Source organism: Halomonas sp. 3F2F, from assembly GCF_014897805.1.
In the GTDB taxonomy this organism is placed as follows: Bacteria; Pseudomonadota; Gammaproteobacteria; order Pseudomonadales; family Halomonadaceae; genus Vreelandella.
Genome location: NZ_JABUZE010000039.1, coordinates 11,679 through 26,234 on the forward strand (window position 1 = coordinate 11,679; position 14,556 = coordinate 26,234).

The window sequence follows — 14,556 nt, forward strand, 5'->3', positions numbered from 1 at the left end:
TTAGTTCTGTTGGCCGTGGCGACGGCTTTGCACCACCACAAAGCGGTTGGCGACAAAGGCTTGATTACATAGCGAGGCATTGGCCGCCGGATTACCGCCGGTGGCGTGAAAGTCACTGAAAGCAGCCGACTGGTTGACGAATATCCCCCCATCCAGGTTCAACGAGAGCGGGGTTGCCACTTCCATCGCCAGCTCTTCGAGCTGGTTGGCCACTGTCTCATCGGTGGTATAGGCACCGAGGGTTATCGCGCCTTTTTCTCGAATCACCTCACGCGCCAGCTTAATGCTATGCGCGGTATTCTCAGTCGCGATAACAAAGCTGATGGGGCCGAAGCGTTCCTCACTATAAGTAGCCTTCTGTTCTGCATCTACCTTGAGGATAAGCGGCGTATGAATGCGGGCGTCAGGGAACTGAGCGTGCGCTCGCGGCTCGCTATCCAACGCTATTGCGCCCAAGTCACGGCACGCATCAATGCGTGCTTGCGTCTCCCGCGACTGGAGGGCACCCAGCACCGTGCAGGCGCGGTCGTTGTCGCTTAGAAACGCTTGGACAGCTTTGGCAAGCGCTGCCGCCACGTCGTCAAAACTTAACGGGCCATCTGCTGTTGCAATACCGTTTCTGGGTACATAAATAGCCTGAGGGGTCGTACACATCTGTCCGGAATAGAGGCTCAGCGAGAAAGCTAGGTTCGCTGTGACCGCTTTGAGGTTTTCCACGCTGTCGATAATGACCGTGTTGACACCGGCTTTCTCAGCGAACACCTGAGCCTGAGTGGCGTTCTCTATCAGCCAATCGCCAAAAGCATTGGAGCCAGTGAAATCGATCAACTTAACCGCAGGATCAAGCGCCAGCGTTTTGGTCAGCGGCGCATCCACAGTGTCGGGAGCTAAACTCACTAGACAGGGATCAAAGCCCGCTTCTTCAAGCACCTGCTGAGCAACCCGTGTGGTTATCGCCACTGGCAGAATAGCGCCAGGATGCGGTTTAACAATGACCGGGTTGCCTGTCGCCAGACTGGCAAACAAGCCGGGATAAGTGTTCCAGGTAGGGAAAGTAGAACAGGCCACTACTAGCGAGATACCGCGCGGCACGATGTGAAAACGCTTATCCATCACGATAGGTTCATGCTTGCCCTGAGGCTTAACCCACTTTGTGGTAGCGGGAATCTGCGCCATCGCCTGCCAGGCATGGGCCACGGCTTCAAGTCCGCGATCTTGGGCATGCGGCCCACCCGCCTGAAACGCCATTAACGGCCCCTGGCCGCTAGTATGCATCACCGCCTGGGCGATCTCAGGGCTCATGGTATTTAGCCGTGACAGGATTTCCAGACATACCCCCACACGCGCCTCAGCCCCGGCATCCCGCCAGTCACGCATTGCGACTTGCATGGCCGCTATCAGCTCGTCGGGGTTTGGCTGGTCATAAGTAATGCCAAGTTCAAACCCATAGGGTGACACTTCGCCCCCCACCTGCTGAGTGCTGCCAACACGATTAAGCGTAAATGGTTGATTGAGCAGTGACTCAAATCTCGATGGTGCCGCTTTAACGGCATCTTCCGGGTATTTGCGCATGCTTTCTGGATAGGGTGTCCAAAAATCACGCCTAGAGATGGCGCCGACAGCCTGGTTAAGAGTCTCACGGTGAAGGTCAAACATCTGCTGCGCTGATTGCGTCATGGGGCGCTCCTGCACTCATTTTTTGATACGCTATATCAACGAAGATTATATTTACCGTAACAAAACATCAAACGCTTTGCCTGTCACTGCTTACTCGAGCAGTAGCTAATCACCATCAAAAAATGCGATAAAAACTGGCTTATGGTGACTTTCATTAGTTACTTCCAGGCATTTAATACCATGGTCTAGCATTGATTTTTTATTCGCAAAAACAAACACAAACCATTGTTAAAAATACACAAATCATCAAAACCGCCAACAAGCGACACGTTATCAACCAACAATAAGCATTGATGCGTATCAAAATAAATCTATACTCGGCAGATATTCATCCTGTGCGCCACAGGCCGAACTGAGGTAACAATGCCCACTACGCTCAAAATAACCCCACCCCTGGAAGGCGTTCTATGCATCACGCTGAATCGCCCTGAAGCACTGAATGCGCTTAATACGCAACTGCTCGGCGAGCTCGCCGACACCTTGAGCGACGCGGATAGTAACGACAACGTGCGCGCCGTGGTGATTACCGGTAATGCAAAAGCATTTGCCGCCGGTGCGGATATTAACGAAATGGCTGAACGTGACTTGGTGGGCATGCTGGAAGATCCTCGCCAGCACCACTGGGCCACCATTACGCGTTTTCGCAAACCGATTATTGCCGCGGTCAACGGCTATGCCTTGGGCGGCGGCTGCGAACTAGCCATGCATGCCGACATCATCATTGCCAGCGAAAACGCCCTGTTCGGCCAGCCAGAAATCAACCTGGGCATCATGCCCGGCGCTGGTGGCACACAGCGCCTGCTTAGGGCGGTGGGCAAATCACTGGCGACCCAGATGGTGCTGACTGGCGAGCCCATTTCCGCTCGCCGCGCCCTCGAAGCTGGCCTGATTAGCGAAATTACCCAGCCCGAATTAACCCTAGAGCGCGCCATGGCCATTGCAACACGCATTGCTTCCAAGGCTCCGCTGGCAGTGCGCTTGGCGCGGGAATCGTTACACAAGGCGATGGATACTGACCTAGCCACCGGCCTGCGCTTTGAACGCCATGCGTTCACCTTGCTGGCGGGCACCGCTGACCGCGAAGAGGGCATTCGCGCCTTCCAAGAAAAACGACCTGCCACTTTTCAAGGGCACTGACACAAGGATACTCCCCATGAGCCAAGCGCCCCTGCTTTACAGCGTGGAAGACGGCGTCGCCCGTATCACGCTGAACCGCCCCGACAGTCTGAACAGCTTCAATACTGACATGCATGCCGAAATGCGTAAGGCGTTAAAAGCCGTGCGTCAGGACGCCAGCGTTCGCGCTTTGTTACTGACCGGCAACGGCCGAGGCTTCTGCGCCGGTCAGGACCTTTCCGACCGCAGCGTCGCGCCCGGCGAGCAAGCGCCTGACCTCGGTGAGTCGCTTGAGAAGCGCTACAACCCTATGCTGCGCGCCCTTAAAGATATGCCGTTCCCGACTATTTGTGCGGTAAACGGCGTGGCCGCCGGAGCCGGTGCTAACATCGCCCTGGCTTGCGATATCGTATTGGCCGCGCGTTCAGCAAGCTTTATTCAGGCCTTCTGTAAGATCGGCTTGATTCCAGACTCCGGCGGTACTTGGACACTGCCTAACTTGGTCGGCATGGCGCGCGCCAAAGGCCTAGCAATGCTGGGTGACAAGCTTCCCGCCGAGACCGCCGAGCAATGGGGCATGATCTGGCGCTGCGTCGATGATGAGGCGCTACAGGAAGAAGCCATGAACATGGCTCGCCATTTGGCCACTCAACCGACGCGCGGCTTGGCACTGATCAAGCGCGCCCTGCACGCCAGCAGCGATAACAGCTTCAACGAACAGCTCGACCTGGAACGCGACCTACAGCGCCTAGCCGGACGCACGGAAGATTACCGCGAAGGCGTCAGCGCCTTTATCGAGAAACGTCGTCCCACCTTCAAGGGAGAGTGAGATGTCAGCCCTCCCCACGTCCGCCGTTATTGGCGTGATCGGCGCAGGCGCCATGGGTGCCGGTATCGCTCAGGTTGCCGCCCAAGCTGGCCACTCGGTGGTCTTGCATGACAATCAACCGGGTGCCGCCAAAGCGGGCATTGATAACATTCGTCGTCAGTTGGAAAAGCGTGTTGCCAAGGGCAAGATGAGCCAAGGGGATGTGGATAACATTATTGCTCGCCTGCAGCCCGCCGATGCTATCGATGCCTTAGCCGACAGCCGTTTGGTTATCGAAGCTATCGTCGAAAATCTTGAGATCAAGCGTCAGGTATTCGCCCAATTGGAAGCGTTATGCTCAGCGGATACCCTGCTCGCCAGCAATACCTCGTCGTTATCGATTACCTCCATTGCCGCGAACCTTGAACACCCAGAGCGCATGGCGGGAATGCACTTCTTCAATCCCGCCCCCATCATGAAGCTGGTGGAAGTGGTGTCGGGCTTGGCGACCACCAGCGAGGTTGCTGAAACCCTGTACGCTACTGCCGTTGCCTGGGGCAAGGTCGCGGTGCACGCCAGCTCCACCCCAGGGTTTATCGTTAACCGCGTGGCACGGCCGTTCTATGCCGAAGGGCTACGACTGCTGCAGGAAGGTGCCAGCGATGCCGCTACCATCGATGCGCTGCTGCGCCAGGCGGGCGGGTTTCGCATGGGGCCTTTCGAGCTGATGGACCTAATCGGTCATGACGTTAACTACGCCGTGACCCGCTCGGTGTTCGATGCCTACTACGGCGATACCCGTTTCGAACCTTCCTTAGTACAGCAAGCGCTGGTGGAAGCCGGACGCCTGGGGCGTAAGTCCGGCCAAGGCTTTTTTGACTACGCGGGTGAAAACGCTGCGAAGCCACAACCTAAGTTTGCGGCACCAGCAAACGCGGAACTACCCGCACTTGTCGTACAGGGCGACCCTGGCGTGATCGCGCCACTGTTAGAGCGCGCCCAGGAAGCTGGACTCGACGTCGTTCGTCGTGAATCACTGCTACCAGACGGCACGCCTCGCTTGTATCTGGGTGATTTGGCGCTGGCCCTTAGCGACGGGCGGTGCGCCGCCGAGCGCGCGGTCAATGAAAGTCTCGATGCCCTGGTACTGTTCGATCTGTGCCTGGACTACCGCAACGCCAGCGCCATCGCACTTGCTGCCAGCCACACCACATCACCCGAAGCTCGCCAACTGGCAACGGCGTTCTTCCAACGCCTGGGGATAGACGTGGCTTGGCTAACCGACACCCCAGGGCTGGTGGTACTGCGCAGCGTGGCCATGCTCGCCAATGAAGCTGCCGACGCCGTACTCCAGGGTGTCTGCAGCGCTCAGGATGGCGACCTGGCCATGCAGGCTGGCGTCAACTACCCCCGCGGCCCCTTGGCCTGGGCAGACTCACTGGGCCTGCCCTTCGTTCACCGCACTCTTACGCATCTACAGCAGAGCTACGGCGAACAGCGCTATCGCAGCTCGTTTCTGCTTCGGCGCAACGCCTTGAGCGAGGAAAGCTTTCATGAGTGATCCCCAACTAACCCCACAACAGCTGGCGGAAGCCTGTGCCGACGCGATGTTTTCCCGTGACCATGCCAGCCAAGGGTTGGGCATGCGCATTACCCGTGTCGCCCCCGGCTTTGCAGAACTGACCATGACTGTGCGTCAAGACATGGTGCAGGGGCACGGCAACTGCCATGGCGGATTTCTATTTACCCTGGCCGATTCCGCCTTTGCGTTTGCCTGCAATAGCTACGATGAAGCCACCGTCGCCGCTGGCTGCAGTATCGACTACCTCGGCCCTGGCCAGCTAGGCGACGAAATCACCGCCACCGCCGAAGAGCGTAGCCGCCGTGGGCGCACCGGTATTTACGACATTACGTTGCGCAATCAGCACGGCGATACCGTTGCCCTGTTCCGCGGACGTTCCTACAAAATTCGCGGCAGCGTACGCCGCCTGGAAGATACTGACGCAGAAAATACTGCTGCTGGAGACAACCTATGAAAGACGCGCTGATCATTGATGCCATTCGCACCCCGATAGGCCGCTACGGCGGCGCACTTTCCAGCATGCGTGCCGATGATCTGGGCGCCATTCCGATGCGCACCCTGATGGAACGCAACCCTAGCGTCGACTGGTCATTGATTGACGATATCTTTTACGGCTGCGCCAACCAGGCCGGGGAAGATAACCGCAACGTGGCGCGCATGTCCGCACTGCTGGCAGGGCTGCCGGTCGAGGTGCCCGGCACTACCATTAATCGGCTGTGCGGCTCAGGCATGGATGCGATAGGCAATGCCGCCCGCACCATTAAAACCGGCGAAGCGGGATTGATGATCGCTGGAGGGGTAGAGTCGATGTCGCGGGCGCCCTTCGTAATGGGCAAGGCCGAACAAGCCTTTTCACGCCAAGCTGATATTTTCGACACCACCATCGGCTGGCGCTTCATCAATCGCGCTATGAAAGCTCAATTTGGCGTGGATTCCATGCCCGAAACCGCTGAAAACGTGGCGGAACAGTTTGGTATTTCCCGGCAAGACCAAGACGCCTTCGCCCTGCGCAGCCAACAGCGCACCGCTGCCGCCATAGAGGCTGGCCGCCTTGCTGAAGAGATCGTTCCCGTCGCAATACCCCGCCGCAAACAAGACCCGCTGATCGTGGATACCGATGAGCACCCACGCGCTACCACAACCGCCGAGCAGCTCGCCAAACTACCCACGCCCTTTCGCGAAGACGGCAGCGTGACAGCGGGAAATGCCTCAGGGGTTAACGATGGCGCCTGTGCGCTGCTGATGGCATCTGCCGAGCAGGCTGAACGTTTCAGCCTCACGCCTCGCGCTCGCGTGGTAGGTATGGCCACTGCTGGCGTGGAGCCACGCATTATGGGGTTCGGGCCCTCTCCCGCTACCCGTAAGGTACTCGCCCAGACCGGGCTTACCCTCGACCAAATGGACGTTATCGAACTCAATGAAGCCTTTGCGGCTCAGGCCTTGGCGGTCATGCGTGACTTGGGACTGAGTGATGATGCCGAACACGTCAATCCCAACGGAGGTGCCATTGCACTCGGCCACCCGCTGGGCATGAGTGGCGCTCGGTTGGTGACCACCGCCCTGCATGAACTCGAACGTCGGCAAGGGCGCTTTGCGCTATGCACCATGTGTATTGGTGTCGGACAGGGCATTGCTCTGATCATTGAGCGCTTATAAGCCTCTCACCCCTGACTACAGCTTATAAAACGTAACTCAATAATAACTTGCTTGACCGGAGACTCCTGATGAATCAGCCCGCTACGCGTATCGACACTGCGACCCTCGACCCTTTGGAAACCGCCAGCGTCGACGAGCTGCGCGCCACTCAGGTCAAGCGCCTGAAGTGGAGTTTGCAGCACGCTTACGACAACGTGCCGTTCTACCGCCAGTCTTTCGACAAGGCCGGCGTACATCCCGACGATATTCAGTCGCTTGACGATCTCGCCAAACTGCCGTTCACCACCAAGGCCAATTTGCGCGACAACTATCCGTTTGGCATGTTGGCCACGCCGATGAGTGAGATCGTTCGCATCCATGCTTCCAGCGGCACCACCGGGCAACCCACGGTGGTGGGCTACACCCAGAAGGATATTGATGTGTGGTCCGATGTGGTGGCGCGTTCAATCCGTGCTGCTGGCGGCAGCCGTAATGACAAAGTACATGTGGCCTATGGCTACGGGCTGTTTACCGGCGGGCTGGGTGCCCATTACGGTGCCGAGCGGCTGGGCTGCGCGGTCATCCCCATGTCGGGGGGCCAAACTGAGAAACAGGTTCAGTTAATTCGTGATTTCCAGCCGGACATCATCATGGTCACGCCGTCTTATATACTCAACATCGCTGACGAGATGGAGCGCCAAGGCATCGATCCACGCACGCTGCCCCTGCGCACCGGCATTTTCGGCGCCGAACCCTGGACCGATAGCATGCGCACGGCTTTGGAGCAGCGCTTGGGCATCGACGCCCTGGATATTTACGGCCTCTCTGAAGTAATGGGCCCGGGCGTGGGCATGGAGTGCCTGGAAACCAAAGATGGTCCAACCATCTGGGAAGATCATTTCTACCCCGAGATCATCGATCCGGTCAGTGGTGATGTGCTGCCAGACGGCGAATACGGCGAGCTAGTGTTCACCACCTTGACCAAAGAAGGCCTGCCGGTGATTCGCTACCGCACCCGCGACCTGACCCGTCTGTTGCCGGGCACCGCGCGACCCATGCGCCGCATCGACAAAATCACTGGCCGTAGCGACGACATGCTGATCATTCGCGGCGTAAACGTGTTCCCCACCCAGATCGAAGAGCAACTGCTCAAGATTGCGTCGCTGTCACCCCACTATGAGATCGAAGTTAGTCGCCAAGGCAATATGGATATGGTGCTTGTGCGGGTAGAGGCGAATCATCATGACATCGCCCGCGACCCCACAGCTTGTGAAGATGCCGCAAAACAGCTCCAGCATGCCATCAAGACGTATATTGGTATCAGCACCCAGGTTGAGGTGTGCCCAGTAGAGAGCGTGATGCGCTCGCTAGGCAAGGCTAGACGCGTCAAAGATCTTCGCTGATTCAGCCACTAGCGCTTTAAAGCCTCGTATTGCCATCGATTGAGATGCTAGACCAACGCCCTTGCAGGCAACCCCTGCAAGGGCTTTTTCATACCCAAACAACCAGCTTTGATGAAAAAAATAGAACATTAAGAATCACTTACTCTTAGCCATTTTTCCTTTACAAACCAACCATATTGGCTTTATCCGTAATCACAAAGTCTTAAAGTGACACACAAAAATAGTTATTGATAAAATATTTTGTGTCACTATACTTCAAGTAAGATAAATCACACTCCCTGATAGTCCGATGCCGCGGAGGTTTTATGTACGCGCAGCTCGTTGAAACCGGTTCTAACAAACTCAAAACGCTTGATGAGATGGGTCCTGAGGAACGCCAGTTCCAGGAGCGCATCAATGACGAAATTAAAATAGAACCCAAGAATTGGATGCCGGATGCCTACCGTAAGACGTTGATCCGTCAGATCTCTCAACACGCGCACTCAGAGATCGTCGGTATGCTGCCGGAAGGTAACTGGCTGACACGTGCGCCAACCCTTAAGCGCAAGCTGCAGCTAATGGCCAAGATTCAGGATGAGGCGGGTCACGGCCTGTACCTCTATAGCGCTATGGAAACCCTGGGAGCCGACCGCGACGAAGAGATCGACAAACTTCACGATGGGCGCGCCAAGTACTCCAGCATCTTCAACTACCCAACGCTCAACTGGGCGGACATGGGCACGATCGGCTGGTTGGTAGACGGCGCAGCCATCGTTAATCAGGTACCGCTGCAGCGCACCTCTTACGGCCCCTACGCCCGCGCCATGGTTCGCGTGTGCAAAGAAGAGAGTTTCCATCAGCGCCAGGGTTATCAAATTCTGCTGACCATGATGCAAGAGGGCACCGACGATCAGAAAGCCATGGTGCAGGACTCCATCAACCGCTTCTGGTGGCCATCGCTAATGATGTTTGGGCCATCTGACGAGAACTCACCCAACAGCGCCCAGTCGATGGCCTGGAAGATTAAGCGTCACAGCAACGATGAGTTACGCCAGCGCTTCCTCGACCAAACCGTACCGCAGCTAGAGCTGCTGGGCTGCACCGCTCCAGACCCGGATCTCAAATATAACCAAGAGACCGGTCACTATGAGTTCGGTGAAATCGACTGGCAGGAGTTTTTTGACGTCGTAAAAGGCAACGGCCCCTGCAACCGCGAGCGTGTCGAAGCACGCCGTAACGCCATTGATAACGGTGCCTGGGTGCGCGAAGCCGCCGTGGCTTATGCCGCCAAGCGTCAACGCAAAGCCGCTTGAACTGGCAACGTCTGATTTTTAAAACCCGACGTTTAAAACACTATTTTTAGAACAATAGGGAGTCTCGCGAGACTCCTCTGACCACTGAGGCATTTCTCATGGCTGACTGGCCCCTCTTCGAAGTTTTTATCCGCAGCAAGCACGGCCTTAACCACAAGCACGTCGGCAGCGTACACGCCGCTGATCGCAGCATGGCAATCGAAAATGCCCGTGAGCTTTACACCCGTCGTAATGAAGGGGTGAGCATCTGGGTGGTTCCGGCCAGCGAAATCACCGCATCTTCTCCCGATGAGAAAGAACCGCTGTTTGACCCGTCTAACGACAAGGTCTATCGCCACGCATCCTTCTACAAACTGCCGAAAGAAGTCGGCCACATGTAAGGGAGGCTGTGATGCAAAACATGGCTCAAAAGAACACTGCTCAAAAAACACAAACCCCGTTGACCGATTACCTGCTACGCCTTGGCGACAACGCCTTGGTGCTTGGCCAGCGCCACGCACAGCTATGCGGCAAGGCGCCTGCGTTGGAAGAAGAGCTGGCCTTAATGAATGTAGGGCTCGACCTCTTCGGGCAAGCACGCAACTGGCTTGACTATGCTTCTGAACTGATGGCTTCTGAACTGATGGCTGCTGACCTGACGACTGACAAGGTAGATGCCGATCATCTGGCCTTTCGCCGCGATGCCCAGGACTTTCGTAATCTGTTGATCACCGAGCAGCCCAACGGTGACTTCGCCGACATCATGGGACGTCAGTTCTTGTTCGATGCTTGGCACGTTCATCTACTGGATGGCTTGTCCGAGTCCAGCGACCCGCGAATTGCCGAAGTGGCTGCCAAATCGCTCAAAGAAGCAACGTACCACCTCCGCCGCTCCTCTGAATGGGTGATTCGCCTAGGCGATGGCACCGAAGAAAGCCACACCCGTATGCAGCGCGCACTCGACAACCTCTGGCAGTTCACCGGCGAGCTATTGCAGGTCGACGAGATTGATCAGGCCATGATAGAGGCTGGTATCGCGCCTGACCCTGACACCATTGCCGCTCGCTGGAAAGCGACGGTGGAAGAGGTGCTTGAGGAAGCTACGCTTGAGCGCCCTTCCTATGACGCCTGGATGTATACCGGCGGCAAAGTCGGCCATCACACCGAGCACCTGGGCTTTCTATTGGCGGAAATGCAATACCTGCCGAGGGCATATCCCGATGCAACCGTCTGGTAACCCACCGCCAGCTCCTGCCAGTGATGGGCTTATCGATAACAGGTCTGATGACTGGCCTTCCAGTGACTTGATTGGCAGCGACCGGCGCGGGCTGCCACCCGCTGGCGAAAAAGGCGATGTCGACGCAGTACTGGCGGTTTTACAGCAAGTGCTAGACCCAGAAGTGCCGGTCGTCAGCGTAGTTGAGCTGGGAATTGTGCGCGCTATCGACTGGGTGGACGGTCGCTTGGTGGTCAATGTGACCCCCACCTACTCCGGCTGCCCGGCGACAGAAGTTATCGAACAGCATATTCATGAAGCACTGGTGGCCGCTGGCTACCCAGACCCGCTGATTCAGCGCCGCCTGTCACCCGCCTGGACCACCGATTGGCTGACCAACGCCGGGCGCGAAAAATTGCGCGCTTACGGCATCGCGCCGCCGGTAGGGAGCGCCAGCAAACGCAGCCTGACGGGCCAGTCTGACCCGGTAGTGCCCTGCCCGTTATGTGGCAGCAACACAACCGAACGCGTCAGCGAATTCGGCTCTACGGCTTGCAAGGCGCTCTACCGCTGCCGCGATTGCCTGGAGCCTTTTGATTATTTCAAGTGTCTGTAAAACGACGAGACCATTTCCCATGAGCCGATTTCACGCCCTGACCGTCAAGGATGTACGCAAGGAAACCCATGATGCCGTTTCCATTGCTTTCGATATTCCCGACGATCTGTTGGACGCCTTCCGCTTTACCCAAGGGCAGTACCTAACACTGCGCCGCGACATCGAAGGTGAGGATGTCCGCCGCTCTTATTCAATCTGCACTGGCGTTCACGAACATGAGCTAAGAGTCGCCGTCAAGCTGGTGCCGGGCGGTAGCTTCTCAACCTTTGCCAACCAGCAACTGCAGCCTGGGGAGCAATTGGAAGTAATGCCGCCTCAGGGCAAGTTCTTCGTGCCTCTCGACCCCAGTCGTGAAGGGCACTATCTGGCGGTGACCGCAGGCAGTGGCGTCACCCCCATCATGTCGATTGTTTCCACTACGTTGGAAAGCGAGCCAAAAAGCCGTTTTACGGTGATTTATGGCAACCGCTCCACCACGGGCACACTGTTTCGCGAACGCTTGCAGGATCTCAAAGATCGCTATCTCGAACGCCTCAATATCATCTATGTATTTAGCCGCGAGCAGCATGAAATCGATCTTTACAACGGTCGTATCGACGCCGATAAGTGCAACGCTCTGTTTGACCGCTGGGTAGACGTGCCCAAGCTCGACGCCGCGTTTATTTGTGGCCCGCACGAGATGACCGAGATCGTGCGCGACGTCCTGAGCCAACATGGAATGCCAAAGGAGAAGGTGCACTTTGAGCTGTTCACTACTGGCTTGCCAACAGCAGGTGCCAAACGCCGCCAGGCGGCCAGAGCCGATCAGCTTGAGGCTGAAACTTCACATATCAAGGTAATTATCGACGGCCGCACTATCGAATATAACCTGCCCCGCAATACCCAGAATATTCTTGACGCGGGTAACGAACACGGCGCCGACCTGCCGTTCTCATGCAAGGCGGGCGTGTGCTCCACCTGTAAGTCAAAAGTGATTGAAGGTGAGGTGGAAATGGACGCCAACTACGCCCTGGAAGATTACGAAATAGATGCCGGCTACGTACTGTCCTGCCAGTGCTACCCGATCAGCAGCAAGGTCGTGCTCGATTTTGACGAGGTATAACCCTTAGCCCACCTACTTCCAAGCCGGCGACTGCGTCGGCTTTGTTTATCCTTATACCCACAAGACAGGCGGGAGAACACACAATGCCAGTTTTGCAAAGTTACATCGCAGGCCAGTGGTTCGGACAAACCGAGTCCAAAGCCCTTGTCAGCGCTATCAACGGCACCACCGTTGCGCATACCCACCAAGAAGAGATCAATTTCCGCGAAGCGGTGGCGTACGCCCGCAACACCGGTGTGAAGAACATTCTGGCACTGGATTTCCAGCAGCGTGCCGCCATTCTTAAGGCGCTGGCCGCCTATATCCAAGAGCGTAAGCGTGAGCTCTATGCCATCTCTCACCATACCGGTTGCACCAAGGCCGACTCCTGGATCGACATCGACGGTGGTTTTGGCACCCTATTCACTTACGCTTCCACTGGTCGTAAGGAACTGCCCTCCGGCAATGTGGCCCATGAAGGCCCAGTGACGCAATTAGGCAAAGAGAACCACTTCAACGGCACCCACATTCTGGTACCCCGCCGCGGCGTCTCGGTGCATATTAATGCGTTCAACTTCCCTATCTGGGGTATGTTGGAGAAGTTCGCGCCCGCCTTTCTGGCAGGCATGCCGTGTATCTTTAAACCGGCCACTGCGACGAGCTACCTGACCGAAGCAGCCGTGCGCGTCATCAACGACTCTGGACTGCTGCCGGAAGGTGCGCTGCAACTGGTGGTCGGTGGAGCCGGTGACTTACTGGATCACCTGGATGAGCAGGACTTTGTCACCTTTACCGGCTCGGCAAGCACTGCCCTAATGCTGAAAAGCCACCCGAATATCATGGCCAAGAGCATTCCGTTCAACGCCGAAGCAGACTCGCTCAACAGCGCGATTATGGCGCCAGATATTAGCCCGCAAGACGAAGAGTTCGCGATCTTTGCTAAAGAAGTGGTCAAAGAGATGACCGCTAAGTCAGGCCAGAAATGCACCGCGATCCGCCGAATTTTAGTGCCCGCCGAGCATCTCGATGCATTGGCAGACACAATCACAGCGCGCCTTGCCAACATCGTCGTCGGCGATCCTCATCAAGAAGGCGTGCGTATGGGCGCACTCTCTTCCCGTGACCAGTTGAGAGACGTTAATCATGCCATCGAACAGCTGCTGGAAACCAGTGAGTGCGTCTTTGGCAGAGACGGCAGCTTCAAGCCTGTTGGCCAGGAGGTGGAAAACGGCGCGTTCATCTCTCCCCACTTACTGATCAACCGCAACCCACTGAACGACGGCGGTGCGCACGACACCGAAGCTTTCGGCCCCGTCGCCACGCTAATGCCCTATCGCGGCATTGATGAAGCCTTGACCATCGCCGCCAAAGGCAAGGGCAGCCTGGTAACCACGCTGACCACCAAAGACCCCGCTATTGCTGCTGAAATGATCCCTGTGCTGGCCGCCCAGCATGGCCGCCTGCAGATTTTGGATGCCCAGGCAGCCAAGGAATCCACTGGCCACGGCTCTCCGCTACCGATGCTCAAGCATGGCGGACCCGGCCGCGCAGGCGGTGGTGAGGAGCTAGGTGGCATTCGTGCTGTTCACCACTATCTACAGCGCACCGCTATCCAGGGCTCTCCGACCATGCTCGCGGCAGTCACAGGGGAGTATGTGCGTGGCGCGAAAGTGATCGAGAACGATATCCATCCGTTCCGCCGCCATTTCGATGATCTGCAGGTTGGCGAGTCGCTGTTAACCCACCGCCGCACCGTCACTGAAGCCGACATCGTCAATTTTGGCTGCCTGTCCGGCGACCACTTCTACATGCACTTCGACGACATTGCCGCCAAAGAGACCCAATTTGGCCAACGCATTGCCCACGGCTACTTTGTGCTGTCGGCAGCTGCTGGTTTGTTCGTTTACCCAGGCGAAGGTCCCGTACTGGCGAACTACGGCCTGGATACGCTGCGCTTTATTACGCCTGTGCTGGTTGGCGACACCATCCGCGCCCGCCTCACCTGTAAGCGTAAGATTGACCAGGGTCGGGCATCTCCCGACGGCCACCCGCAAGGCGTGGTGATGTGGGACGTGGCGGTGACCAATCAACATGATGAGCTGGTCGCCAGCTACGACATCCTAACTTTGGTCGCCAAGCGGCAGTAACGGC

The 14,556-nt window shown here is 57.0% G+C and carries 13 protein-coding genes; 12 read left to right on the top strand and 1 reads right to left on the bottom strand.

What is annotated here, in order from left to right; genetic code table 11:
* On the bottom strand, positions 1–1,677 hold the full coding sequence (gene paaN, locus INT21_RS04905) for a phenylacetic acid degradation protein PaaN (RefSeq protein ID WP_193068572.1): 1,677 nt from the start codon (positions 1,675–1,677) through the stop codon (positions 1–3).
* 363 nt (positions 1,678–2,040) lie between these two features.
* Here paaN and paaF point away from each other — a divergent pair, with 363 nt between their 5' ends.
* From paaF to paaZ, 12 genes are all read left to right on the top strand, one after another.
* Positions 2,041–2,814 carry a 2,3-dehydroadipyl-CoA hydratase PaaF gene (gene paaF, locus INT21_RS04910; RefSeq protein WP_193068573.1) on the top strand — a complete coding sequence of 258 codons (774 nt, stop codon included), beginning with the start codon at positions 2,041–2,043 and terminating at the stop codon, positions 2,812–2,814.
* Positions 2,815–2,830: 16 nt separating this feature from the next.
* A complete protein-coding gene (gene paaG / locus INT21_RS04915) occupies positions 2,831–3,622 on the top strand; it encodes a 2-(1,2-epoxy-1,2-dihydrophenyl)acetyl-CoA isomerase PaaG (protein ID WP_146944972.1) in 792 nt (263 codons plus the stop codon).
* Between the two features lies 1 nt (position 3,623).
* Positions 3,624–5,162, top strand: a complete 1,539-nt coding sequence (paaH, locus tag INT21_RS04920; protein WP_193068574.1) for a 3-hydroxyacyl-CoA dehydrogenase PaaH — start codon at positions 3,624–3,626, stop codon at positions 5,160–5,162.
* Positions 5,155–5,637 (top strand): hydroxyphenylacetyl-CoA thioesterase PaaI, encoded by a 483-nt coding sequence (paaI, locus tag INT21_RS04925; RefSeq protein WP_193068575.1) that lies wholly within the window; start codon positions 5,155–5,157, stop codon positions 5,635–5,637. Before paaH ends, paaI begins: the two co-directional genes overlap by 8 nt.
* Complete coding sequence (gene pcaF / locus INT21_RS04930; RefSeq protein WP_193068576.1) at positions 5,634–6,839, top strand: 3-oxoadipyl-CoA thiolase; 1,206 nt, start codon at positions 5,634–5,636, stop codon at positions 6,837–6,839. Before paaI ends, pcaF begins: the two co-directional genes overlap by 4 nt.
* Positions 6,840–6,907: 68 nt before the next feature.
* Positions 6,908–8,221, top strand: a complete 1,314-nt coding sequence (gene paaK, locus INT21_RS04935; RefSeq protein ID WP_193068577.1) for a phenylacetate--CoA ligase PaaK — start codon at positions 6,908–6,910, stop codon at positions 8,219–8,221.
* Positions 8,222–8,526: 305 nt separating this feature from the next.
* Positions 8,527–9,513, top strand: coding sequence for a 1,2-phenylacetyl-CoA epoxidase subunit PaaA (paaA, locus tag INT21_RS04940; RefSeq protein WP_193068578.1), 987 nt, complete (start codon positions 8,527–8,529; stop codon positions 9,511–9,513).
* Between the two features lie 98 nt (positions 9,514–9,611).
* Complete coding sequence (gene paaB / locus INT21_RS04945) at positions 9,612–9,893, top strand: 1,2-phenylacetyl-CoA epoxidase subunit PaaB (RefSeq protein WP_009723077.1); 282 nt, start codon at positions 9,612–9,614, stop codon at positions 9,891–9,893.
* Positions 9,894–9,904: 11 nt separating this feature from the next.
* Positions 9,905–10,729: a 1,2-phenylacetyl-CoA epoxidase subunit PaaC gene (gene paaC / locus INT21_RS04950; protein ID WP_193068579.1), complete on the top strand. Its 825-nt coding sequence runs from the start codon at positions 9,905–9,907 to the stop codon at positions 10,727–10,729.
* The gene (paaD, locus tag INT21_RS04955; RefSeq protein WP_226912827.1) at positions 10,713–11,324 is read left to right on the top strand and encodes a 1,2-phenylacetyl-CoA epoxidase subunit PaaD; all 612 of its coding nucleotides are present in this window, start codon (positions 10,713–10,715) and stop codon (positions 11,322–11,324) included. Before paaC ends, paaD begins: the two co-directional genes overlap by 17 nt.
* A 19-nt stretch (positions 11,325–11,343) precedes the next feature.
* Positions 11,344–12,426 (top strand): 1,2-phenylacetyl-CoA epoxidase subunit PaaE, encoded by a 1,083-nt coding sequence (gene paaE / locus INT21_RS04960; protein WP_193068580.1) that lies wholly within the window; start codon positions 11,344–11,346, stop codon positions 12,424–12,426.
* An 83-nt stretch (positions 12,427–12,509) separates the two neighbouring features.
* On the top strand, positions 12,510–14,552 hold the full coding sequence (gene paaZ, locus INT21_RS04965) for a phenylacetic acid degradation bifunctional protein PaaZ (RefSeq protein ID WP_193084904.1): 2,043 nt from the start codon (positions 12,510–12,512) through the stop codon (positions 14,550–14,552).
* The last annotated feature ends 4 nt before the right edge of the window (positions 14,553–14,556 follow it).

Bases quoted from the DNA above. Each gene is read 5' to 3' on its own strand.
- paaC (WP_193068579.1), top strand. From the start codon at position 9,905: ATGCAAAACATGGCTCAAAAGAACACTGCTCAAAAAACACAAACCCCG.
- paaD (WP_226912827.1), top strand. From the start codon at position 10,713: ATGCAACCGTCTGGTAACCCACCGCCAGCTCCTGCCAGTGATGGGCTT.
- paaI (WP_193068575.1), top strand. From the start codon at position 5,155: ATGAGTGATCCCCAACTAACCCCACAACAGCTGGCGGAAGCCTGTGCC.
- paaN (WP_193068572.1), bottom strand. From the start codon at position 1,677: ATGACGCAATCAGCGCAGCAGATGTTTGACCTTCACCGTGAGACTCTT.
- paaK (WP_193068577.1), top strand. From the start codon at position 6,908: ATGAATCAGCCCGCTACGCGTATCGACACTGCGACCCTCGACCCTTTG.
- paaZ (WP_193084904.1), top strand. From the start codon at position 12,510: ATGCCAGTTTTGCAAAGTTACATCGCAGGCCAGTGGTTCGGACAAACC.
- paaH (WP_193068574.1), top strand. From the start codon at position 3,624: ATGTCAGCCCTCCCCACGTCCGCCGTTATTGGCGTGATCGGCGCAGGC.
- paaG (WP_146944972.1), top strand. From the start codon at position 2,831: ATGAGCCAAGCGCCCCTGCTTTACAGCGTGGAAGACGGCGTCGCCCGT.
- pcaF (WP_193068576.1), top strand. From the start codon at position 5,634: ATGAAAGACGCGCTGATCATTGATGCCATTCGCACCCCGATAGGCCGC.
- paaE (WP_193068580.1), top strand. From the start codon at position 11,344: ATGAGCCGATTTCACGCCCTGACCGTCAAGGATGTACGCAAGGAAACC.
- paaF (WP_193068573.1), top strand. From the start codon at position 2,041: ATGCCCACTACGCTCAAAATAACCCCACCCCTGGAAGGCGTTCTATGC.
- paaB (WP_009723077.1), top strand. From the start codon at position 9,612: ATGGCTGACTGGCCCCTCTTCGAAGTTTTTATCCGCAGCAAGCACGGC.
- paaA (WP_193068578.1), top strand. From the start codon at position 8,527: ATGTACGCGCAGCTCGTTGAAACCGGTTCTAACAAACTCAAAACGCTT.